Annotated in this window: 18 protein-coding genes; 1 reads left to right on the forward strand and 17 read right to left on the reverse strand. The window is 38.3% G+C overall.

Translation table 11 applies throughout. The features are described from left to right. The 8 genes from QM857_RS02005 to mecA all read right to left on the reverse strand — a co-directional run. On the reverse strand, nucleotides 1-769 hold a 769-nt coding region (locus tag QM857_RS02005), incomplete at its 3' end, for an excalibur calcium-binding domain-containing protein (RefSeq protein WP_414274896.1). A gap of 49 nt (nucleotides 770-818) precedes the next feature. Further along, complete coding sequence (locus QM857_RS02010; protein ID WP_414274897.1) at nucleotides 819-1,436, reverse strand: alpha/beta fold hydrolase; 618 nt, start codon at nucleotides 1,434-1,436, stop codon at nucleotides 819-821. Beyond that, entirely contained in the window at nucleotides 1,437-3,158 is a 1,722-nt protein-coding gene (pabB, locus tag QM857_RS02015; RefSeq protein WP_414274898.1) for an aminodeoxychorismate synthase component I, read from the reverse strand. 72 nt (nucleotides 3,159-3,230) lie between these two features. Further along, entirely contained in the window at nucleotides 3,231-4,346 is a 1,116-nt protein-coding gene (gene msrB, locus QM857_RS02020; RefSeq protein WP_414274899.1) for a peptide-methionine (R)-S-oxide reductase MsrB, read from the reverse strand. A gap of 9 nt (nucleotides 4,347-4,355) precedes the next feature. Further along, complete coding sequence (locus tag QM857_RS02025; protein ID WP_195184341.1) at nucleotides 4,356-4,916, reverse strand: TlpA family protein disulfide reductase; 561 nt, start codon at nucleotides 4,914-4,916, stop codon at nucleotides 4,356-4,358. Between the two features lie 159 nt (nucleotides 4,917-5,075). Next, the gene (locus QM857_RS02030; RefSeq protein WP_414274900.1) at nucleotides 5,076-10,727 is read right to left on the reverse strand and encodes a ZmpA/ZmpB/ZmpC family metallo-endopeptidase; all 5,652 of its coding nucleotides are present in this window, start codon (nucleotides 10,725-10,727) and stop codon (nucleotides 5,076-5,078) included. A gap of 1 nt (nucleotide 10,728) precedes the next feature. After that, nucleotides 10,729-11,292: a TIGR01440 family protein gene (locus QM857_RS02035; RefSeq protein ID WP_195184343.1), complete on the reverse strand. Its 564-nt coding sequence runs from the start codon at nucleotides 11,290-11,292 to the stop codon at nucleotides 10,729-10,731. A 195-nt stretch (nucleotides 11,293-11,487) separates the two neighbouring features. After that, complete coding sequence (gene mecA, locus QM857_RS02040; protein ID WP_006148076.1) at nucleotides 11,488-12,225, reverse strand: adaptor protein MecA; 738 nt, start codon at nucleotides 12,223-12,225, stop codon at nucleotides 11,488-11,490. Between the two features lie 124 nt (nucleotides 12,226-12,349). Between mecA and QM857_RS02045 the strand changes: the two genes are divergently transcribed. Next, the gene (locus QM857_RS02045; RefSeq protein WP_247912670.1) at nucleotides 12,350-13,828 is read left to right on the forward strand and encodes an oligosaccharide flippase family protein; all 1,479 of its coding nucleotides are present in this window, start codon (nucleotides 12,350-12,352) and stop codon (nucleotides 13,826-13,828) included. A gap of 74 nt (nucleotides 13,829-13,902) precedes the next feature. On the opposite strand, the gene QM857_RS02050 is transcribed toward QM857_RS02045, so the two are convergent. The 9 genes from QM857_RS02050 to aroA all read right to left on the reverse strand — a co-directional run bounded on the left by QM857_RS02050 (nucleotide 13,903) and on the right by aroA (nucleotide 25,239). Beyond that, nucleotides 13,903-16,455, reverse strand: a complete 2,553-nt coding sequence (locus QM857_RS02050; protein ID WP_414274901.1) for an MBL fold metallo-hydrolase — start codon at nucleotides 16,453-16,455, stop codon at nucleotides 13,903-13,905. A 70-nt stretch (nucleotides 16,456-16,525) separates the two neighbouring features. After that, entirely contained in the window at nucleotides 16,526-17,236 is a 711-nt protein-coding gene (locus QM857_RS02055; RefSeq protein WP_414274902.1) for a LicD family protein, read from the reverse strand. A 3-nt stretch (nucleotides 17,237-17,239) separates the two neighbouring features. Next, nucleotides 17,240-19,387 (reverse strand): LicD family protein, encoded by a 2,148-nt coding sequence (locus QM857_RS02060; protein ID WP_414274903.1) that lies wholly within the window; start codon nucleotides 19,385-19,387, stop codon nucleotides 17,240-17,242. Between the two features lie 8 nt (nucleotides 19,388-19,395). After that, nucleotides 19,396-20,361, reverse strand: a complete 966-nt coding sequence (locus QM857_RS02065; protein WP_414274904.1) for a glycosyltransferase family 2 protein — start codon at nucleotides 20,359-20,361, stop codon at nucleotides 19,396-19,398. Further along, nucleotides 20,345-21,190 (reverse strand): LicD family protein, encoded by an 846-nt coding sequence (locus QM857_RS02070; protein ID WP_414274905.1) that lies wholly within the window; start codon nucleotides 21,188-21,190, stop codon nucleotides 20,345-20,347. The genes QM857_RS02065 and QM857_RS02070 overlap by 17 nt, the downstream gene beginning before the upstream one ends. A 141-nt stretch (nucleotides 21,191-21,331) precedes the next feature. Next, the gene (locus QM857_RS02075) at nucleotides 21,332-22,645 is read right to left on the reverse strand and encodes an LCP family protein (RefSeq protein WP_414274906.1); all 1,314 of its coding nucleotides are present in this window, start codon (nucleotides 22,643-22,645) and stop codon (nucleotides 21,332-21,334) included. After that, nucleotides 22,642-23,490 carry a prephenate dehydratase gene (gene pheA, locus QM857_RS02080; protein ID WP_414274907.1) on the reverse strand — a complete coding sequence of 283 codons (849 nt, stop codon included), beginning with the start codon at nucleotides 23,488-23,490 and terminating at the stop codon, nucleotides 22,642-22,644. The genes QM857_RS02075 and pheA overlap by 4 nt, the downstream gene beginning before the upstream one ends. Then, the gene (locus QM857_RS02085) at nucleotides 23,487-23,963 is read right to left on the reverse strand and encodes a shikimate kinase (protein WP_414274908.1); all 477 of its coding nucleotides are present in this window, start codon (nucleotides 23,961-23,963) and stop codon (nucleotides 23,487-23,489) included. Before QM857_RS02085 ends, pheA begins: the two co-directional genes overlap by 4 nt. After that, nucleotides 23,956-25,239, reverse strand: coding sequence for a 3-phosphoshikimate 1-carboxyvinyltransferase (gene aroA, locus QM857_RS02090; RefSeq protein ID WP_414274909.1), 1,284 nt, complete (start codon nucleotides 25,237-25,239; stop codon nucleotides 23,956-23,958). The genes QM857_RS02085 and aroA overlap by 8 nt, the downstream gene beginning before the upstream one ends. Between the last annotated feature and the right edge of the window lie 71 nt (nucleotides 25,240-25,310).

The raw sequence follows: 25,310 nt of genomic DNA on the forward strand, positions 1-25,310 counted from the left end.
TAGCCATTTTACCATCCGATTTCAAATAGTAATTTCCTTGCCATGCATTGCGAGCATAAGATCCATCTGATTTCAAGTAATACCAAGCTTGGTAAGAAGAATCATAGACCCACTCACTCTGAGCCATTTTCCCATTTGACTTGAGGTAATATGAACCTTGCCAAGTATTATGCGCATAAGCTCCATCTGATTTGAGGTAATACCAGGCTTGGTAGTAAGAATCATAAATCCATTCACCCTGAGCCATCTTACCATCTGATTTGAGATAGTAACTTCCCTGCCAAGCATTACGTGCATAAGATCCATCTGATTTAAGGTAATACCAGGCTTGGTAATAGTTATCGTATACCCACTCATTCTCAGCCATTCTTCCATCTGACTTGAGATAGTAAGCACCCTGCCAAGTATTTGTTACTGTTTTCCCATTTTCAGAAAAATAGTACCAAGACCCATTTTGACGAACCCAGCCACTTTCAGCTGCTACACTTGGGGTAGGTGCTACATTGGTGTTAGTTTGAGATGTACTCGACTTTTTCTCTTTTAAAACACCCTTAGGCGCATTCTTTGATTCACAGGCAATCCCATCATGATCTTTATCTAAAGTAGCAGAATACCCTGGTTCTCCCTTATGAATATCTGCATAACCATTCTCCCAAGCTTCCTTACAGCTTGAAAAATGGATACTTTCATCTGCCACAACTGGATGTAAAAACAAAGCTAGAGCAGGTAAAGAAGCTAGACCAAGTTTTAATAAATGACGTTTGTTCATGATTTCCTCCTAAAATTATAATATTAATCTCGATATTATTTTATCAAACTTATTTCAGCAATTCAAGAAAACTTCTAGTTATTTCTGCAAACTCTTTTGGTTTGGCTCTATTTAGAACATGTGGACCATCAGGGATAATCTGGAACTGTGAAGTTGGCATCAGTTCTTGAATAGTTTTCATTGAAGTGAGATTTGGCTTATCTTGACTACCACAAATTAACAAAGTTGGATAGGGACAATTCTTTGCAATCTCCCTTAAATCAAGTGTTTTTAATTCTTCGGAAACTCCAACCATAAGAGCTTTATCTGCTCCCTGTTTCTCAAATATCCTTTTGGGGAGTAGTTTAAATATCAGCAACTGAATATAAAAAGGAATGTTACCAGCTAGTTTCAGTGGGCAACCTGACAAAACCAAGACCTGAAGATTTGGTATATCATAACTTGAAAGTTCCAATGCAAGTGCAGCCCCTAGGGACAAACCTACTAGAACAAAAGGTTCTGTCTCCTTTAATAAGTGCTGATAAATGCGCTCCTTAGCTTCTTGATAGCTAGCAACTCCGGAAGGAAATAACTCTAGGGCTTCAGAGGGATAATCTGCAAGAAAATCCTGAACTTCTTTCCAACTATCTGCTGACTGACCTAGGCCATGTAAAAATATTAATTTCATTTAGTTCTCCCTTACTGACAACTCGTATAACCCCCTAACCGCATTACAGCCATAAATGGCTTCTGCCTGTTTCAAATCTGATAAAGTCAAGACCTTCTCTTCTACCTGCCCGATTTCAAGTAAATGCTGGCGATAAATCCCTGGTAAAATGCCAAGTGTACTAGGTGGGGTATAGAGCTTGTTATTCATTTTTAAGACCAGATTCCCAATAGAGGTTTCGAGCAATTTTCCATCAGCAGTGTGATAGATGATTTCCTGCTCTCCCACTGTCAAATGCGGTCGGTGTGTCGTCTTAAAGTAGGTAAAGGCCTGCTCCAAATCAGCTTCTTGCTGACAAATCTTGGCCTGACAAAAACTAGAGCTAAGCGGTGTCAATACTTGTCGTTCAATTTCAATCTCTCCAGATTTGCTGAGACTGATTCGTATCCGATAATCTTGACAGATGTCACAAGACTGGTACTCCTTCTCTATTTTTTGTTTCAAAACTTCTTGGTCAAATGGAAAGGCAAAATAACGACTAGCCTTTCGCAATCTTTCTAGATGTTGCTTTTCAAAGAGCAATTTTTTCTGGCTGATTTTCCCTGTCGTAATCAATTGAAAACGAGGTTGTTTTCGGTAAAGAACAGCTGCCTTTTGATGGACTTCACGGTATTCTGACTCCCAAGTACTATCCCAAGTGATGCCACCTCCGACACCATAGATGGCTTGCCCTCCATGCAGTTGAATAGTTCGAATAGCCACATTGAAAATCCGTCGTCCATTGGGCAGTAAGAGACCAACAGTTCCACAGTATACTCCACGCGCATGTGGTTCCAAGTTCTTGATAATTTCCATGGTCGCTATCTTGGGAGCTCCTGTGATGGAGCCACATGGAAAGAGCGAACGGAAGATTTCAACTAGGTCAACATCTGGTCGTAACTGACTCTTGATAGTCGAAGTCATCTGCCAAACTGTAGAATACTGCTCAACTTGGCATAAACGCTTAACATGCTCACTACCAACCTCAGAAATACGATTCATGTCATTTCGCAAGAGGTCCACTATCATCATGTTTTCTGAACGATTTTTGGGATCCTGTTCCAACCAAGCCGCCTCTTTCAAGTCGTCATCGTTATTCAAACCACGTTTAGTTGTGCCCTTCATAGGACGAGTCGTCAATTCACGACCATTTTGCTCAAAAAAGAGTTCTGGACTCATGGAAATCACTGCCATATCATCATGCTCTACGTAAGCATTATATCCCGCTTCCTGCTCCACCACCATACGATTGTAGATGGCAAAAGGATTAGCAGATAACTCCTGCTTGAGTTGGACAGTATAATTGACCTGATAGGTATCTCCTTGTCTTAAATGATGGTGAATTTGGGTAATCGCCTTTTCATAGTCCTCAGCAGATGTTACTTCCTGCCAATTTGATGGCAAATCCACCTCCTCATAAGCTAGAGGAATGCTGGATGTTTCAACGCTGTCATGAACGGTGAAATAGAGGAGATACTCTCCTAACAAGGGACCCTCGTGAACCGCTAACTTCTCCTCAAAAGCAGGTGCTGCTTCATAACTAACATAACCAACTACATAATAGCCCTGCTCTTGGTAGCTTTCTACTTGAGCTAGCAAGTCTGCTACTTCTGCTAAATCTCTGGTTTTTAACTCTTTAATAGGCTGGGTAAAGGTGTATCTCTCGCCCAAAGCCCTAAAATCAATCACTGTTTTTCTATGCATATCCTAAGTATACCATAAAAGCCAGACCCCAAACAGGAGATCTGGCTTTTTAACTAATAGGGTTGAGAAAACTTACTCAACATAATCTAACAAATAACCATAACCCTTTTCTTCCATTTGATCCTTTGGAATAAAACGGATAGACAGGCTGTTAATACAATAGCGAAGTCCCCCCTTGTCCTGAGGCCCGTCTGTAAAGACATGTCCTAAGTGGGAATCACCAGTTCTACTTCTGACTTCTGTTCTGACCATATTATAAGACTTGTCTTCCTTGTAGGTCGCAACATCTGGACTGATAGGCTGGGTAAAACTTGGCCAACCACAGCCCGATTCAAATTTATCTTTCGAAGAAAAGAGGGGTTCACCTGTCGCTACATCTACATAAAGACCTGCTTCAAATTTATCCCAGTAACGATTTGAAAAGGCGCGTTCTGTTTGACCGTTTTGAGTTACAGCATACTCCTCTGGAGAGAGAAGTTTTTTCAATTTATCGTCACTTGGTTTTGGATATTGACTTGCATCAATAACAGGATAGGCTGCTTGATTGACATTGATATGACAATATCCATTAGGATTTTTCTGGAGATAGTCTTGGTGGTAGTCCTCAGCCACGATAAAATTTCTTAAGGCTTCCTTTTCAACCGCTAGAGGCTGGTCATACTTCTTAGAAACTTGATCAAAGACTTGATTGATGACTTCTAGGTCTTTTTCATCTGTATAGTAGACTCCCGTGCGATATTGGGTTCCTACGTCATTACCTTGCTTGTTTTTACTGGTTGGATTGATAATGCGGAAATAATGGAGCAGGATTTCTTTTAAAGAGATCTGATTGGCATCATAGGTCACATGAACAGTCTCAGCATGCCCAGTTTGGCCGATCAATTCATACTGGGTTGTTTCTCCTCTACCATTTGCATAGCCAGAAACAGCCTCTGTCACACCTGCTACTCGTGAAAAATACTCTTCTACTCCCCAGAAACAACCTCCCGCTAGATAGATATCATGTAAGTCAGCATCTTTACTTGAATCAGTTTTTTTCTTGGCCTTTTGTCCTTGACTAACTGCTGCCTTCTCGATTTGAGTGGTATCTGTGTAGCTTGCGCTCCTTTTTTCCAAAAGAAATAAAAATCCAATAATAATGCAAATGATGATTCCAATGAATACAATTATTTTTAATTTATCATTCATGATGAGCCTCTAATCTATGCTTTTTAGCGTCTGTAAAATAGTTTCCTTGTCCATAAAACCTGGCTGGGTCTTGACTAGTTTGCCTTCTTTATCGATAAAAGCCTGAGTTGGATAAGAACGAACTCCGTGACTCGCTAAAAGTTGTCCCGAAGGGTCTAGTAATACTGGTAAATCTTTATAGTCCAAACCCTGATACCATTTTTTAAAGGCTTCTTCTGACTGCTCTCCTTTTTGACCAGGAGAAACCACTGTCAAGATGACATAGTCATCACTTGCTTCTTTTGCAAGTTCATCTGTATCAGGAAGACTGGCTAGACAGATAGAACACCAAGATGCCCAAAATTTGAGATAGACCTTTTTGCCTTTGTAATCTGATAGACGATAAGTTTTTCCATCAACTCCCGTGAGTTCAAAGTCTGTAACTGCTTCTCCTTTTTTTACAGTTTGAGAGCTAACTTGCGCTTGTTTGTCTGCATTTTGCTTGTCAGTTTCGCTTGTTGTCTGATTTTTACAAGCCGATAGACAAAACAGACTAGTGCAGACCAATACAGTTGCTTGCCATGTTTTCATCTTCATCACCTTCTTTTTTGTTATATGAATATAGATATTCATTTTGTAGTTCTATTATATACCTACCTTGCTAAAAATACTTGGAATCTGTTTGGAAAATTCTTAAAACCCTTGGGAACCAAAAAACTCTCACCTGCTTAGCAGATGAGAGTCAATTGATTATTTAAAGATAGAAGTTTTAAAGCTATCTGTTTGTTGAAGAAGTTTCTTAAAGAGTTTTTCTTTCAAAGTGACAGTATTGTCAAATTTAACAGAACCATTCTTCAAGCTTGCCTTATCTTTTTCAACAGCAGCAGCAAATGCTTGTTTCAAGTCCTCATAAGAGTTATACGTTGTACCATCAATTTCAATAGATTGAATTCCATGTTTGGCACTTGTCACAACTTCATTGAAGTAAGCTTTCTTCCAATCTTCAAGATTGTTGAATTTTCCATCAGAAATCTTGTTAATGATGAAGTCATCACCTAGAGTATCTTTACCAGCTTTTTTAGATTCAGCTTTTAGCATGTTAGAAGCATAGTTTAGGAAGCCTTTTTCGTAGCCATAGTAACCCCAGATTCTGAAAGTATTGTGTTTAAATGACATCGCTCCTGGAGCACCTTCACTTGTATTACCACCATAGATACCAGTCATCATTGGAACAGTGACATAAGCAGAATCAAAGTCAGATGGATTATAAACTCTGTTACCTGGACCACGATTGGTCATGAAGTTGTTAGTTACTAGGTCATCTACTGTACGTAATGGAATAGTCTTTTCATCATCACTCAAAGGACGTACCTTATCGAATTGATTCTTGGTATTATTTCCTCGGTATTGTTTGTCTACTTTCTTGAACCAAGCGTTGTTTAAATCTTGATTTGCCTTATCCAGGACAGCTTCTCCTTCAAGATAATCCAGAAGCATGAGGGTGTCATTATAACCCTTCATGTAACGATCAATTTCGTCACGTGATTTAAGGTCATTTGGATTAGTGTTATACCATTGATTTCCATCGTTTGGACGTTCATAAGCCATGTTGAGACCAAGGGCTTTGTATTCACCATTTGGATTTGATACAGACGGAGTTTGTAACATTCCTTGAGCAAATGCTTCAAGATCTGTTCCTTCACGGTGTCTTGAGCCACCTAGATAAACCATTCGGTCATTTACGTGAGTTGTTTCATGAGTAAAGGCAGAAACCCCAAAATCACTAACCATATCCGTCACCATAAAGAAGACAGAATCATCCTTATATGGATTCGCATAAACGCGAGCCACAGCTCCCATACGGCCATCAGTCGCATGGTAACGATCTGTAGGTCCATACAATTCACGGATAGGCGCCACATCTTTACCACTGTTTGTATGGCCATAACGATCAGTACTAATGCCCTTATAATTCTGGTTGTCCAGTACAGGTGTCGGAACCATATTATTGCTCTTCAAGAGCTGATTACGGACTTTATCTAGAGATAGACGTGACCAGAAATCCAGGTAATTCTGTTGACCTTTCGCAACCTTGTCAATTTCAGCTTTGAAGGCATTCCGTTCTGCTTCAGTGTTCTTACCATATTTTTCAAATGAACTATAGGCCATGGTATTGTATGTTGAAATCAAGAACATGTGGGCATCTTTTAAGTTCAAGAGTGGTAAGATCATCTTGCCGTGCATATCGTTATTTAAACCTTCGTAGGCTCTATGTTTCTTATCTGCAAAATCAGGATTTGTTGTTTTTGGTTCCACGATATAGACATTATCTTTGGTTGCTTTGATGAACCAATCATTCAAGTCTGTATCTTTTGTGAAGAGTTCCATGTTATATTTGAGGAAGTCATTTAAATTGCCTGATAGAGTATGTTTAGCAACTACTTCACGGAAGGCATCATGTGTGCGAGTTCCTTTTACATAGTCTTCTTTTGAACCAATTTCAATCAAACGGTCTAATACATTGACGTTCTTACCATAGAAGTCTGGCTTGAACAACATGAGTTGCTTGATATTGAAATCATCAAACTTCACTCCGTAATAACGGTTAAGGTAAGATAGGCCAAGGAGAACCGCTGCCTTGTTATCATCAATTTTCTTGATCAAAGCACGCTTAGCAGCCTCATCTGTGTTTAATTGATGGTCTTGGTTTTCAACCAGTTGTTTGACAAAGTGAGTCAGATTATCCTTAACTTCTTTGAAGGTTTCTTCAAGATAAAGGTTCTTAATAGCATTAACTTTGTTTGGACCAGTTCTACCAAGGTGCGTGTAGATAGGATCTGATTGTAATTCTACAGGACTCAATTTTTCAACAATAGTATTGATGAGATCACTACGGTCTTTGTCAACCATATTCGGAGTATAAACAACTTCACCAAGTTCTGCAATACCGTACTCTTTCACTTGTTTGACTTTAGAGTCTTTCGGCGTAATGCTGAAGATATCTTTTGTCTTATCTGCATAGTGAATCATAATATGATCAGCATCAGCTAATTCCGTCACAAAGGTATTGCCTTTCATAGCAGTTACAGACAATACTTCTTTAGTCAAGAGAGGACTTCCTGCAGCCAATTTATTACCTTGGTCTACAATCCACTCTTTATTATAGAAAGGTTGAAGTTTTGCAATATTACGGTAAGCTAGCTCACGAGTTGCATCATAACTATCAATTGCTTTGTACTGATCGTCTTTGTTTAGACTGTTATTAAGCTTGTCTTCAATAGGTTTGCTGCTAGTAAATTTATCAGCAGTGATTCCCATTGCTTCAATTTTCTGCTCAGCTTCTGCCAGTGAGATACTTGGAATTTTACGTGAATTGTTAAAGGATTTCTTACCTTCACTCACGCCATCAACACTATAATTACGTTTGGTTCTTGAATAGGTGAAGTAATCGTCAGCATCAATATCTGAGTGACCAAATACCATCTCACCTGTTTTGACTTTCATCATAGTGATGTTGTCTTCAATAGTACCCAAGGCCCAGTTGGTACCCAGCAATCCACCAGATTGAACAGCTTCTTTCAGTTCGATAGAACCTTTAGCAACTGAATTTCTAAGGACACCTTCTTTACCGACCGTGTAGTTATTAGCACCATTTTGAGATGAATAGACTAGACCTGCAGCTTTTGCTTTGTTACCAGTGATTTTAGCATCAACGTAGGCTTTCTCAACGATACCCTTCCAGTTTTCACCAAGAACACCAGCTAAATAGCCTCCTCTATTACCAGCAGCGTGAAGTTTACCGATAAAGGCGACATTACTTACTTTTCCACTACCATCAATTTTATTGATAATACCAGCTACATCATTGTTACCGACAACATTTCCAGTTACTTTGACGTTTTCAATAGTTGCATTATTTTTGATGACATTAGAAATTGGAGCTACTCGATCAACTCCAGGCATATCAATATTGACATTTTCTAGTAAGAGATCCTTAACTGAACCACCTTCGATGTTTCCAAATAATGGTTTAGTGATATTATGAATAGCAAATTTATTACCATCAGTACTTCCCAATGAACCTTTAAAGGCATTGGTTACATAAGATTTGCCAGCTGGCGGTACATTATTAGCATTCATATTGCTACCAAGTTTAAATGTACCAGTCGGATTGGCTTGCATAGCTTTTACAAGTTCATTAAAGTCGTAGTAAACATCACCTTCATGAGCTTTAGGTTTAGGTAAATAGTGTATATACTCTTCAGTGAAACGATTTTCTGCAGTACGTTGAATCAAATCTGGTGCTTTAGCAGTTACTTTGTAAAGTTTATTTCCATCTACAGTAACTTCTTCGATTTTATCAACAGCTAGTTTAGTAACCTTATTATCGTGAGTGGTAACTTTTAAGTAGTAAGGCTTAACATTCGATGGTTTTTCAGACAAGAGACTACTATCGGTCTCATTTCCTTGGTCATCCACACTGATTAAGCTTGTTTCCTTAATATTTTTGACTTCGACTTTTTTAAGGTCGATTCTCAGTGGTTCTTCCTTAAGAACTTCTTCTTCGTCACCATTACCACGATCATACACCATAGTCGTTGCAAGCGTATAATCCTTGTAATAATCTAGATCAGCTAAAGCTGTCGCAAGATTAGACTCTGAAAGACTAAAGATCTTAATAACTTGATCGCCTTTTTTCAACACTGCTTGAATAGACTTGATAGTCACTCCATCTGGTTTTTTAAGGCTATAAGTTGCTTTTGCACTTCGATTCAATTCTTCTGTATCAACTTTAGTTAATGTTAGAGTAGGTTTTTCTAATTCCTTAGTACCTTTTTTGATAATGTGGTCTTGTGCCTGTTCAAGAACTTCTTCTGAAACAGTAGGTGCATCTGCAGTTTTCACACCCTTGATAGTCTTGTAGACTTTGGTAATTTTCTTCTTACCATTCTTACCTACCTGAGCAACTGTTTCAGTTCCCTTGAGTAAACTCGAATCTTGTTCCATTATCGTTTTAAAAGGAACTTCTTCAACAGAAACTTCTTCGGTTTGGCCTTCAATTGGTTTGGTTCCGCGACTGATTTTTTCAGCTACAGGAGCTTTAACAACTTCCGTACTAGTGCTGATAGCTTCGCCAACTTTCTCCCCATCTACAGTTTTGTAGACACGATGTATGAGTTGACTACCAACTTCACCCTTTTGAACAACACTTTCTTCGTCTGTATAGCGATTAGAATCCGATAGGTATTCTGTAGAATATGGAATTGTAACAGTTTCTGTTTCAGTCACAGTTGACTCAGTCACATTGTATTCTGGCAAGCTCGGTTGAATGAGAGGTTCACCTTCGTGTCCCTCTTCCTGAGTACCTTTAGCTGTTACTTCATCTGTATAGGCTGGGAGTTCAGGTTGGATTGGAGATTCGCCTACATGACCTTCTTCTTGAGTACCCTTGGCTGTTACTTCTCCTGTATAGGCTGGTAATTCCGGTTGGATTGGAGATTCGCCTACATGACCCTCTTCCTGAGTACCTTTGGCTGTCACTTCTCCTGTATAGGCTGGTAATTCCGATTGGACTGGGGCCTCGCCTACATGACCTTCTTCTTGAGTACCCTTGGCTGTACTATTCTCTGGTTGTGCTGGAGACTCTGGTTTGACAGGGGGTTCACCAATAGGGGCTTCTTCTTGGGTGCTCTCTGTTGTTTCTTCACTTGTATGACCAGGAGGTTCTGGTTGAACAAGTGATTCGCCTTCACGAGCTTCTTGTGTCACTTTATCTGTAATCAAGTTATTATCTTGATTATTTTCAGGCATTGAAACCTTCAAATCAGCTTCTTTGAAGTAACCAATGTAGTCATACCCATCAATTTGAATAACTCCATTCGCTAAATCCTCTTTACTACATGAAGAGAGTGTCTGATTATAAGATTGTAGGACTTTATTTTCAAAAGCCTTAGCAGTATGAGGAATAAAATAACTACCTCCAAGGGCACTAATTAGTAGGATTCCAACTACCTTATTGCGATGTTTCTTTGATATTAAGAGGACCGCTAAAGAAGCCGTTGCAAAACCGAGCCCCGCTAGCGCTAATTCTTTGTTTCCAGTACTTGGTAACAGCTGGCTTCCAACTTCTTTTTTTCTATAAACAAGATAAACAATATCATCTTGTTCTAAATTCGACGGAAGCTCTCTATGAATAAGGGCTTTTTCAGCTTCTGTCAACTCTTGCTCTGCCAAATAACGATAGTGTACCTGATTTGGCTCACAAACTTCATTAGCCGCTACTGGACCAAGCAAGAGGTTGTTAGCACCAAAAAGTACGGCTCCGATGACAGCAGAACCGACTCCAACAGAGAACTTTCTAATAGAATATTTTATAACCTTTTCAATATGTTTCTTTTCCATTTTACAATTTCCTAATATAATCTTGTGGGTATTGGGCACGCGCTCCTCCAATAAGCTTGGGACGACTAGCAAGTGCAGTTACGTGGGCTTGGCCGATTGATCTCAAAACTGGACGTATCGGGACTTGAACATGTTTGATATGCATCCCAATAGCCGTATCTCCAATATCGAGTCCTGCATCAGCTTTGATAAATTCGACCTCAACTGGGTCTTTCATATAGCGAAAGGCCGCCAATTGACCTGATCCTCCAGCATGCAAAGTCGGTAGAACACTAACAATCTCAAGATTGTATTTGATTGCAACCTCTCGTTCTACTACCAAGGCCCGATTAACATGTTCGCACCCTTGAACTGCTAGGTGGATTCCTCTAGCTGATAAGATTTCTAAGATCCTTTTAACAATTAATTCCCCAATTTCTTGACTAGAGGCTTTCCCGATGTGTCCTCCTATAACCTCACTGGAAGATAAGCCCAAAACAAAGAGAGCCCCCTCATGGAGAGAAGCCTTTGCCAACACATCTTCTAGGATTTCCTCTACCTCTTTTTGTAAATGTCCTTGGTCCATACTTTACCTCGCTTATTTCTTTCTATGATATCGTTTTTTCATTATTTTAGCAAGCTAAGTGACGTAATAGAAAGTATTCATCTATAGTACCTCAATTGAGTTTACAAAAATTATCGTATAGTCTAAACCTAATCAAATCCAAATCTAAAACGAAAAAAACAGAGAATTCTATTTCTCTGTCTTTTTTCAAATACTTCAAACTTTTTGGAGTCCTTGGACGGCATCGTGATTGATGATAACTTGACCGTATTCTTGGAGAACTGAACGGCTGATATCACTATCATCAGCAAATTCACGCATGCGAGCCAATAACCAAGCTGGATAAAGACTTGGATGATCTTCCACATCAACCAAGACTGTTAGATAGTATTGGTCGTTCATTTTGTAAAGTTCTGAAGTCTCCATTTGGTAATCAACTGTTTTCGCAAAAGAAACCAAACTAGTTAAGTCGTCAAAGCGTAGGATGTAGTAGATATAAGGTTCTCTTTTCCCTTCATCCACCTCAGCAATTTCATCAATCGCCGCTTCTTCCTCTTTTTCAACCTGCTCTAGAGATTGGATAGCTTCAATATCTTCTTTGGTTTTCTCTGCCATGGTTTTTTCTAATGTTTTCAAGAACTCATCTGGAGACATTTTTGCTAGTTCATCCATGTCAGGAAGGTCTGCCAAATCCTCAAAATCCAAATTTTGGTCAATCTTAGACTTGGTTACAAAGACGTCGACCTTATCAGGCTTCGGTGTCACTCGGAAGCTAAGCATACCTGTATCCAAGAAACTGTCTGGCATCTCTAACTCATCCAGAATGGCATAGAAAAACTCTTCTGTTTTTTCTTGTGGAACGAGAAAGTCTGCGATTTCCATTCCACGATCCATCAAATCTTCTAAAGACATCGTGATTTTTAAAGTCGTATCACTGATTTGTTTCATTTTCATAGTTCGTAACCTCATACTTTCAGTTCTATCTATTATACAAGATTTAAATGATTTTATCAAAAGAATGGCGTCGGAATGTGATATAATACTAGTATCTATTTTAGAATGTAAGAAAGATAGTTTCATGAAAAATATAAAAGTTAATGCTTTGGCTAGCTTGCTGGTCAATATTTTAAACATCGTTTTTCCCCTGATTACCAATCCCTATCTAACACGGATTCTTAGTAAATCAAATTACGGCTACTTTAACACAGCTAACACCTGGGCGAGCTTCGTCATTCCACTAGCTGCCTTTGGGATTTACAATTATGGGATTCGAGCAATTAGTAAAGTAAAGGATGACAAAAATAAGATTAATTATGTCTTTTCTAAGTTGTTCTATATTTCGCTCATTACTTCAGTTGTAACAACAGCTATCTATTTCCTCTTTATTTATTTTGATACTAGTATTGTCAATCTAAAAATTCTTTACTACATCCTTGGAATCCAAGCTCTCTTCCAATTTCTGAATATCGAATGGATGAATGAAGCCTATGAGAATTATTCTTTTATCCTTTATAAAACACTCGTGATTCGTATTGGAATGTTGGTTGCTATCTTCGCCTTCGTTAAGACACCTGATGATATTGTTCCCTATGCTACAATCATGAGTGCAACAACCATTATCAACTATCTACTCAGCTTCCTATGGATTAAACGAGAAGTTTCCTTTGTCAAGATCGAAGTCATTGAACTCATCAAAGCATCTAAGCCTCTTCTGACCATGTTGCTCCTAGCAAATGCCAATATGCTTTACACCTTGCTAGACCGTATGTTCATTACCAAAGGACCTGATGAGAATTACATCTCCTACTACACTATTGCTTCAAGTATTGTTATGCTGATTGCTAGTGTCCTGAGTGGAGCTATCAATGTCAGCATTCCTCGACTTGGTTACTACTTAGGAAAAAAAGATTATACTTCATATAAAAATCTGGTAAACCAAGGTGCGGCTCTCTTCTACTTTCTTATAATTCCGACTAGCATTGGAATCATGGTTTTAGGAACTTATGCGACAGTTATCTACTCTTCTGAGAAATATATAGAAGCAGGAATTGTAACAAGCGTCTTTGCCTTTCGAACCATTATCTGGGCTATCGAATTAATCCTTGGAAAGCAAATTATCTTTATCAATGACCATGAAAACCGATTAACAGCTTTCTACTTTATCGGTGGCGGTGTCAATGTCATCCTAAACTCTCTACTCCTTTTCAACAACATCTTTACTCCTGCCTACTACATCGGAACAACGATTATTGCTGAGGCAATTGTGGTTCTACTTGAAATCCGCTTTATTCAGAAACATAAACTCTTGGATTTGAAAGAAATCTTTGGAACATTAGCTCGCTACACAATTGTGTCACTAGGCTTTATTCCAATTTACTATATCTGTAAAATTCTCTTCCAAGTTCATTCATACACAGTGAATATGGCTATGCTCAGTATGGTAGTAGCTACAATTGCCGGATGTGCTATCTATTATGCTTTCGCTCTCTTTATCATTAAGGATAAAACCCTTCACTATGCAATAGATCTAGTTCGTGCAAAAATCAAACGAAGTTAACAAAACACCTATAAAGCTTAAGCTTTATAGGTGTTTTTATTGTAGAAAAATTTAATTAAAAATCAGTTAAAAACTTAATTATTTTCTTGGCTCGTTTGTGTCTTAGGTTCAGTAGATTGATTTTTTTCCTCAGACGTAACAGATGAGCTTTCTGTTTGTTGAGTTCTCTCAACTTCTGTTGTTTCGAAAATGTGCCCCTGACTATTTGCCACAGTTTGTTCCTGAGTTGTTTCCTCGGTTGTAACAGTCGTCCAAATTCCATCTGCATTGAGCTTGTACCCGTCAGGACTTGTTCCATTTCTTAGGAGAGAACCATTTGTTTGGAAATAATACCAGTTACCATTCAGTTGTTTCCAACCAGTCTGCATTGCTCCGTTAGCATCAAAGTAATAACTTTGATCATCTACCTTGTATAAACCAGTTGCCATCTGACCATTTTCAGTGTCAAGATAATACTTACGGCCCTTATCTTGGAACCAACCTGTCTTCATCGCTCCATTGCTTGCGAAGTAATAGTAATGGTTATCGAGCCATTTCCAACCGGTCTGCATAGCACCGCTTGCATTGAGATAATAACGGGAACCATTAATTTCTTGAAGGCCTGTTAGCATAACACCTTCTTTGTCTAGATAGTACCACGTGTCCTTATCTTTTAACCAGCCAGTCTTCATCGCTCCACTGCTTGTGAAGTAATAATAATGGTTATCGAGCCATTTCCAACCAGTTTGCATAGCACCACTTGCATTGAGATAATAGCGTGAACCATTAATTTCTTGAAGGCCTGTTAACATGACACCGTCTTTATCTAGATAATACCAGATGTCCTTATCTTTGAGCCAACCTGTCTTCATGGCACCACTGCTTACGAAGTAGTAATAATGGTTATCGAGCCATTTCCAACCAGTTTGCATAGCGCCACTTGCATTGAGATAATAGCGTGAACCATTAATCTCCTGAAGGCCTGTTAGCATCACACCGTCTTTATCTAGATAATACCAGATATCTTTGTCTTTGACCCAGCCAGTTTTCATATCCCCATCGCTAGTAAAATAGTTCCAATGACCATCAAGGAAGGCCCAGCCAGTTTTCATGATTCCATAGTTGTCAAAGTAGTAGGTCTTTCCATTAATTTTTTTCAGACCAACTGAAGGAACACCATCTCCATCATAATAATACCAGCTTACCCCAATCTTTTGCCAACTAGAAGCCCTTCCTTGAGCCTGTAGGCTACCATTACTTGCAAAGAACATCTTCTTGCCATTAAAGACTTGTAAGCCAGTTAGCATTTTACCATCTTTATCAAAGAGATATTTTTGACCACCAATTTCAGCTAGTTCGTTATAAAGTCTTGCTCCCGTTGAACTGATATAGTACCAAGAACCACCTTGCTTAAACCAACCCTCATACTGCATCTTACCATTACTATTGAGGTAATACCAGTTGCCATCTAGTTTTTCTCTGCTGTCCTGAATATGTAACCAGCTACCTGCTAGCATTTGGCCCTTACCATTGAAGAAATAATAGTCTCCATCATCTAATCTATGCCATCCAATGGCCATTTGATTGTCTTTCAAGCGATATTTCCAGAATCCATCTTCTTTGTACCACTTTTCAGTTACTTTGGGAATATTTGGGAAGGATTCTGAAACATCAGTAAAGCCTTTATCGCTAATGTTAAAAACAGTTGCATCTTTTGTTTGGCTCGAAGCATGAACTACTTGTATATTCTTCCGTTTGAGATAGTCTCTGGTTGAGGAAAGATTGGCATCGTATGATGATGTATGGACCACCATCTTTGGCGATAAGTTGTCTAGGAAAGGAATTGTATTAGAAATCTTGGCATCATAGTGATGATTCCACTTCATCATATCTACTTTACCAATCTCTGGCCCAATCTTATCCTCTGCTCCTTCAGCGTTATCTAGGTCTCCACCAAGGTAGATTTTTTTCCCAGCTACAGTTACAACTGCTACCAAGGAATTCGAGTTGTCATCATAGACTCTTTTCAATTTGCCATCTGGACCATACTCATTTTTATAGTTGTAGAGTTGGACATCCATATCACCAAATTTAAAGCGACTATCCTCCTCTTTAATGTCCTGTACTAGAGTGACACCTTTTTCTTTGGCAGTTTTGATAGCATTGTCATAATTAAACAAATTATCCCATAGACGCCACTTACTGGTAATTCGCTCATCTGTATATCTTTTTAGATAAAGTTTCCCTACTGGATAGCGTTTTAGGACCTCGTCTGCAGCCCCAATATGATCACTATGGACATGGGTTCCAAGGATAAAATCAAGTTTCTTAACCCCCAGATGACTTAAATGACGGAACAATCTATCTTCCAAAACTTGCGAATTTAAGTTGGAAATTCCAACTCGACTAGGATATTTAGGGTTTGAGCCATCAGGAAAATCATAGTCCTCTCCCATGTCAATGAGGGCAAAATGTCCGTTGCTTTCGAGAACAATAGCATCGCTTCCTGAAGCACCTTTGGTATTTATATAATGAATGCGGTTCCCAGAACCAGTTGAGATTGTATCTGCCTTCACTGATTGTAATTGACTTGCTGCAGCTGATAATAGTATGAAACTATATAAGAGCGATCGTTTAAGTTTTTTCATGTAAATCACTTCTTTCACAAAATTCATGGTAATATGGCCAGATAAAGATTCAATTTTTAATAAGTTTGGATTATTTCTTTAAAACAACTCGGGCTAATTTTGCATCACCTTGTTTATAGATTGGATTTTCTTTCCAGTTATAATTGGTATTGGGAGTTTCAAAATCAGCTCCATACAAATGACTGATATAGTCTCTAGTATTCTCTGGAATTTTCACATCTACGCCCTTAAAGTTAGCAACTTGTAATTGACTGAATGGCAATTCGTAATGATAGACCTCATGACGAGTTGGTACTCCCAAAGCATTAATCATAAAGAAAATCGTATCGGAGGAGATTGTTTCCCCTTTTTTATCATAAACAATTAGATCTACATTCAAACCTTTATAGCTGTATGATAGTTCTACCAATTGTTCATTGTAGTAAAATTCTTTGGTTCTTGAGAAACCTCTTTCCAAGAGATATTGTTCATCCTCTACAAAGCGTTGATAATCTGGAATAATGATGCCAAAATCCATATCCAGGTCATGGCTAATAAAATCATTTTCTCTAAAAAAGCCTAATAGAGTCCCAAAATCCAACCAAATATCATAATCTTTCAAAGGAGAACTATAAATAGTTTGAAGAATTTCTTCAAAGTTGTCTTTTAACAACTCACTTCTTTTGGAGTCCAATTCAACGTTCGCTTTGTCATTGAGACTTTTAATGATTGGTAAGTTCTTGATGAGGCCTTTCTTGTCCCCTAAAAGACTTGCCAAGCTTCTTTTTAACCATTGTAACACGTCTTACACCTCTTTTATATAAGCGACAAAATCATCATGTTTCACTCGTTTTTCAACTGGTGGAATTTCCATAAAATCATCACCGTAAATAGCTGACAAGATTTGATGGGAAGCCTCAGGGATTTTGTAGGTTCTATCTTCGAATGGACTATCCATTACTTTATCAAGTAGCGTCTTCTCAAATTTTGTAGAAGTTCTCTTATTTTCCATCAAATAATCAATAGAATCATTATCATTAGCCTGCATTGAGAGAAGGTTCATTTTTTTATTCCAAGTTTTAACTCTTGTTAAACGGAAAACAAGAACCAATAGATATCTGATAATATTCTTCAATCCAGCATTTTTACTATGAATACCATAGAGAGTATATACAGAAAGTCTGCGATAGGTATCTAGTTTAACCATCTCTTTGTTGACATCAGCATAATAATCAAATGGGAAAACATCTACGCAAATTCCTAAATCGATATCATTTTCAATATAGTTATTCTCATAAACTGTACGTGCATCATATACTCGATAAAATGGATAAGGATAGCGAGCGTCATTTTCCCAAGATGCTACTTTGTAGATAGGGTCATTGTCCCGTAGAACTGCTTGGTATAACTTGTCATACTCATCACGCTTCAAAGAGATATCAACATCATCATCCCAAGGAATATACCCCTTATGTCTAACGGCTCCTAATAGAGTTCCATAAGCCAAAGAATAATTAATATTCTCTTTTTGACAGAGATTATGAATGTAGTCCATCACTCCTAATTCTACTTCTTTAATCTCTTCTTCAGATAGTCTTCTGTATCCATCTCTCGTTTTAGAAATAACAGAGAAATAATAGCCTGAAATCATAAATAGAATACAACCCAACAATGAAATACCATAGAGAGTTGAGCTCAAGAACAAATTAGAAATTAAGATAACAACCGTCATAAGTAGACCAGAAACAAGCTCATTATCTGTTATCTTATCCTTTTTGTCTTTTAGGAATTTCTTGATGCTGGCCCAGATAAATGAAATCATGAAAGCAGCAAAAGGTAGGAAACCCAGTATACCATTATAGAAAAGTAGTTCTAAATATCCATTATGAGTCAAGTAATGCTCTTTAATGATATATGCACTTGCATCATAAGTTTTCCCTAACTCATACCAGTTACCTGCTGAGTAACCAAATAGTGGTCTCTTTGGAATGAACGAAGCTGTCGATTGCCAAATAGCAAAGCGATTATTAGAGATATTTTCTTCGCTAGTATCCGTTCTCTCCAAGGTTAAATTATTGTTTTCACCTTTTTCTTTATTGAGCAGAATTTCCGCAGAATGAGCTTTTAAATACAAATCACTGCTATACTTTACACCATTATATGATAAAAATACTAGCCCAACTGTTAATAATACAGTGACAAAAGATTTCGCCTTATTGCTATATTCAAATTTTATCAAAGAATAAAGAAATGCAGCTACAACTAAACAAATATATGTCGTTCTTGAGCCTGATAGAACTATATAGGCAAAGTTTAAAACAATGGAAGAAATAGCTAGTGTTTTAACAATTTTGTTTAAAGCAGAAAGTCTCATCCATAAATAGATAATGACGATTAGTGAAATAATCGAAAGATAGTTGGGACTTGCTAAAATACCAAACAAACGTGACTCAACAAATCCTTGACGGATCAACAAACCTTTATAATCGAAAACTCTATATCCGATTAGCATAAAAAATTGAACAAGAGATAAGAAAACTCCAACAGTATTTGCAACAGTAATTACAGAAAAGAATACGTTAAACAAAATTCGAGATTTTTCTCTACTAAAGTTTTGAAAAATTGGGTAAATAGCAAAGAAATAGATAAAGAACACTACCAAGTTCTTGATATTTGTTGAAAAACCATACTTCATCACCAGTAAACTTGTGATAATATTCATGGCAAAAAATATGATTAAGTACTCAATTTTTCTAACAAATAAATAGGCCTTCTTTACAAAGAAATTATATAAGCCTAATAGGACTCCCAAAAGAGTCATACCTAGGGTAACAAATTTATTTGCAGAGATGAATTGAAGGGGGACAATGAGTCCCGCCATACAATAAAAAGATATGACTGATAAAAATACCAGATTAATTTTAAAATAGTTTTTCTCAATAATAGAAATCATTTTCTCTCCTAACGGCTATGTTGACGAAGTAAAATCTGTGTGTAGAGCTTTCTGCTGAATAGTAGAGCTAGAAAACTTATTTTTCTAGCATTGGTAAATCTAGCATCTCTTAAAATGTTCACTCTATTCTGTTTTAGATAATTTATCAATTTATCTTCCAGTAGTTTATCTTTAAAATCAGAATCAATCAACAATCTATCCAAGACATAGAAATAGGCCCAATTTAAACGCATCGTTGCAACATCAGCGATTGCGGGATAGTGCTCTCTTATTATATTCGCATTTTGCTCATATGCTTCAATCACATTTAAGAATTTTAATGAGAACTTTTGTGTAGTAATACTATTTTCACGATGGACATAATAATACTTCTTCTCATTAGTCGCAGCAACCTTCTGACATTGATCCAGTAAACGAATCATAATAAAGGCATCTTCTGCAATTTTTCCAACTTCAAATTTCAAATGATTAAAGAGCTCTTTTTTATATAATTTATTAACAGCAGTAACTGATAAGACCTTTGCTTCCATAACCATTTTTATAGCTTCTTCTGAAGAAAGGTTCCAAGTTTTAATCTCTGAAACTTGTTTTTCAGGAATCTGATGAAAGACATCGTAGTGTCCGCACATTGATAAATCTGCATTCGACTCTCTTAATTGACGGTAGAGTGTTTCGTACATATCTGCATCAATATAATCATCACTATCAATAAAGCCAATCAAATCTGAAGAAGCATGATCAATTCCTGTATTTCTGGCTGCAGATAGGCCACCATTCTCTTTATGAATCACACGAATTCGTTGGTCTCTCAAGGCCAGCTGATCACATAAGTCACCACTCTGGTCTGTTGAACCATCATTGATAAGTAGCAATTCAAAATTGGTATAAGTCTGCTTTAAAATCGACTCAACACATCGTTCAAGATAATTTTCTACGTTGTATACAGGAACAATGATACTAATTTTTTCTTGCATTGTATTCTCCCTTATATTCTGTATAGCTCTTATCCATATCTGCTATTATGGCATCATGGTGAGGTACTTGCTTGTCTGCAGGCGGTGGTGTCATATAGTCACCAAAAGCTGTGCTGAGATAGGCGTCATAGCCGACCGGAATAGGCATTTCTGTTCCCTCGAAAGGTAGGAAGATGTTGTCTTCAAAGGCCTGAATTGGATACTTTTTCTTCATGTATCCTGGCCCTGAACATAATTCTGTAATGCCATCACTTTCGGCTGGCCCATACTTGGTCATTTCTTTCTCAGCCTTTTTCCAGATACGATAGCGAAGCGATTTAGGAGTCAACCCTAATAAAATGGTACTACCCCACTTCATGAGAGCTCCATGTTTTTCTGGAATGGTTTGTGCACAAAATAGAGAATAAATCAAAGCCCAGTGGACCTGTTTCTTGCGCTCTGCTGGATTTTTAGGGTAGTAGTCCAAGGGAAGAACATCCAAAGCCAAGCCGTGGGGAAGGTCCAAATCTTGTTGATAAGGTTTGATACAAGTTGTTTCCTTGTCTCGAATAGTGATAAAGAGGTTACGGTCTACATAGTCTTTAGAACTCTTTGATAGGAAGTAACGCTTATCCGCATATAGAGGCCATAACTCTGCTAGTTTTTCATAGTCCTTTCGTGGCATAAAAAAGTCCAAATCATCATCCCAAGGGATGAAACCTTTATGTCGTAAAGCTCCAATAGCTCCTCCGCCACACAAATAACAGAGCAAGCCATGTTCTTTACAAAAAGCGACAAAATATTCAGCCATTTCTAAGCTACGGGCTTGAATTTCCTTTAAATCACTCATCTCATTCTTTTCCTCTTCTATAGAATTACATCATTTTATTATACCAAAAAATGGTCAAAAAATCCATCTGGTTATGTGAAAAATCAAAGCCTGAGACATCTATTTTATTAGATGTTTCAAGCTTTGATTTAGTTTTTATTGTCATCTAAATCCCATTTGAGCTAATTTTTTCTGATAGGCTTCTTGGTCAATACGAAGTGACTGACCTCCATAGACATCATAGTCATCTACCCAGTCTCCAAGTTCCGGTACTGTTAGTCTTTCAATACCGTTCTGGCCTCCTTCGAGAACGGATAATCCGTTGGTCAATAAGAAAGTATATGGAATGTTGGTAGACGTCATAGCGAATACTTTACCAAGTGCTTCAGAACCTGTGAAGAGTTTTGTAGGATCCTTTATCTGCTGTAAAACAGCAGTCATGACTTGTTGCTGTCTACGAGTTCGTCCATAATCCCCTTCATCATCATCGCGGAAACGTGCATAGTTGAGAAGTGTTGAACCATTCATTTGTTGTGTTCCGACTTTAATTGTTTGTGTTGGTGATTCTGTTTCTGTCGCATGCAAGTCATCACCAACTGTAGCTTCTGTAACTGGAACTCCATTTAGGGTTGAAAATTGAGCATCAATAGTCACCCCGTCAGGGAAAAGCGTGTCAATAGCAGTCGCAAAGGCTTGGAAATCTACAAGAGCATAGTATTTGATATCTAGGTCAAAATTATCTTTAAGGACCTTACGTACCATTTCAGCCCCTTGTTTTCCTTCTTGTTCACCTAATTCGTAGGCTAAGTTCAACTTGTGGTCAGTTTGTTTTTGTCCGTTAATAACTTGGCTATAACCATCAATATAAACTAGGTTATCTCGCATAAAACTTACAAGTTTAAGCTTTTTATCTTTACCACTTACATTTAGAACCATAATGGAATCTGTCCGTGTTTCCGCACTATTCTGTCCAATACGGCCGTCTGTCCCTAAAATAAGAATATTAACACCATCTCTTGTATCCTGTCCATTGAAAACTTCAACTTGGGCAGCCTTGGCATCTTTTGGTTTGTCTGAATCAGCTGTTTGCATCCCTTTCAAAAACATGATGATCATTCCAACTAACACAAAAAGCAATAAGGTGAAAACCCATCCAAACAAACGTTTAAAAGAGAACCCTCTTTTCTTTTTGAGCTTCTTGACTTTTTGTTTTGGAACTTTATGTCGAGAGCTGCGACTTCTTTTGCCATAAGTTGGAAGGCCTATATTAGATTCTTCTTGAGGGAGTTCTTGCAAATCTTCGAATTCTTCCAAGTCCTCACGATAAACCTGACGAACTTCTTGTTGCGGCTTATCCAATTTAGCTTGTAAAAAAGCAAACTCTCTCTTTTCTTTATCATTTAGATAGTGGATATTTTTTAATAGATAGTCGTAACGTAGTTTCTCATGGTGTGTCAGAGGATTCTCTCTAGTCATTCCTTCTCCTTCCTTTTATCCTGTATGGTGTAGATAGGGTAAGCTCCTAGTACTTTATAGTTGATCCCAATCGTTTCTAGTTCTTTTTGAGCAAAATGGACCAATTCTTTATCAGCAAAGTCCACATCAATGATAAAAAAGTACTCACCTAGTGCTGTTTTTAAGGGGCGACTCTCAATCTTAGTTAGGTCAATCCCGCGCCAAGCAAAGGTCGAAAGCGCCTTATATAAAGCTCCTGGAAGATTATCTGGCAAGGTCAATGCTAGACTCATTTTCTTAGCATTTGCATTCAAGGGCATTTGCGGTGCCTTGGGACCTAACACCCAAAAGCGAGTGAAATTGGCTTCCATCTCTTGAATATCTTGAGCGACCAATTCTAATCCATATTCCTCAGCAGAGCTCTTAGGAGCAATGGCTGCAAATGGTTGATCTGGATGCTCGGAAACATAGCGCGCAGCGTAGGCTGTACTGGCAGTGACTTCTAGTTGAGCGTCTGGATAATGCTCATCGATAAATTTCTTTCCCTGCGCCAAGGCCTGCGGATGAGAAAAGATTTTCTCAATTTTAACTTGCCCTGGTACCGCCATCAACTGTTGATGAATTGGCTGCACAATCTCCGCCACAGCCTGAATACGAGCTTGATGAAAAAGATAGTCCAAGGTTTCATGAACACTACCTTCAATGGAATTTTCAACTGGCACTACTGAATAGTCTACCAATCCCTGTTCATAGGCCTTGATAACGTCCGTAATATTTGAAAAAGGCTCTAGTTCCTCATGAGGAAAAGCCGTCTGCACCACATGGTGCGAAAAAGATCCTTTAGGACCTAGATAGGCAATTTTCATATCAATTCCTCTATAATTTCCTCTGGACTTAGCTTGGACACATCAATAACTTTACTAGCTACTTCCTCATACCAAACCTGTCTTTCTTTAAAAATCACAGCCAAATCTTCCTTTCTATTCTTTAAAAATAGTGGACGTTGATTCTCTTTATCAGCTGAAATTCGCTGGTACAGTGTCTCAAAATCTGCTTTAAGGTAAATGTTGTCGGAATTTTCCTTCAGCAAGTCACGATTTTTCTGAGAAATGACCACTCCTCCACCAGTAGACACGACTTGGTTTGTTTTTAATAAGTCAGCTAAAACTTCTGATTCCACCTGGCGGAAGGCTGTCTCTCCTTTTTCTTCAAAGAAACGAGCAATCGGCATCCCCAGTCGGCCTTCCAGCAAGGCATCCATGTCTACAAAGTCAGGATCTAGCTTTCTAGCAATAGTAGTTTTTCCTGAACCCATAAAACCTAGTAAAACCTTAGCCATGAATCAAAGTCTCCAAATCATCAAAGAAGCTTGGGTAGCTTGTGTTAATAGCTTCTGCACGGTCCAATTCAACTTCTCCATCCGCAACCAAGAGAGCTGCAATGGCTGTCATCATACCGATACGGTGGTCTCCAAAGGTGTTGACTTTGGCTCCATGGAGGGCAGATTTCCCTTTGATAATCATTCCGTCTGCTGTAGGAGTAATAGTTGCTCCCATGCTATTTAAAGCATCTGCGACAACTTGAATGCGATCCGTTTCTTTAACCTTGAGTTCTTCTGCATCTTTGATAACTGTTTGACCTTGAGCTTGGGTAGCAAGGAGCGCGATAATCGGCAATTCATCAATTAAACGTGGAATCAAGGCTCCGCCAATTTCTATCCCGTTTAGTTCTGAAGTTTCAACAGTCAAGGTTGCAGATTTGGCAATTGAATCAATATCAGTAATCTCTAATTTCCCGCCCATAGCTCGGATAACATCGATAATACCTGTACGTGTTTCATTAATACCGACATTCTTAAGTACCACTCGAGAATTTGGCACAATCAAACCTGCTACTAACCAAAAGGCTGCACTCGAAATATCTCCTGGAACAAAAACCTTTTGTCCACTTAGTTTCTGTGGTCCCTGGACAGTGATTTTCTTACCATCGACACTTAAGTCACCACCAAATTGACGCAGCATATCTTCTGTGTGGTTACGAGTGCACTCCTTTTCAATGATGACTGACTGACCTTGAGCCTGCAAAGCTGCAAAAATCAAGGCTGACTTGACTTGAGCAGAAGCGATTGGCAATTCGTATTGAATAGGTCTTAAGTTTTTCGTTCCCTTTAAGTGCAACGGTGGCAAGTCTCGCTCTGTTTGACCCGAAATGCTGACTCCCATTTTTTTCAAGGGAAGAGTTACACGATCCATGGGGCGTTTAGAAAGACTATCATCTCCAAACATCTCTACTTCAAAGTCTGCACCAGCAAGGACACCTGAAATTAAACGAATAGATGTCCCAGAATTCCCCATATCCAGGGCTTTCTGAGGCGCTTTTAATCTATCCATCCCAACACCTTGAATGGTAACGACACCATCCTTGTCCTCAATCTCTACACCGAGATCACGAAATACCTGTATGGTTGACAAGACATCTTCACCACGCAAGATATCATAAACCTTCGTTTCACCCTCAGCCAAGCTTCCAAAAATGATAGAGCGATGACTGATGGACTTATCCCCAGGTACTCGAATACTACCATTTAAGTGCTTAATGTTTGTTTTTAATTTCATACAGGCCCTCATACTGACAATACTTTTTCTTATTTTATCATAAAAAGTCAGAAATTTCTTAAAAATTCCTG

It is taken from the genome of Streptococcus infantis, assembly GCF_047463315.1.
Classification (GTDB): domain Bacteria; phylum Bacillota; class Bacilli; order Lactobacillales; family Streptococcaceae; genus Streptococcus; species Streptococcus infantis_AB.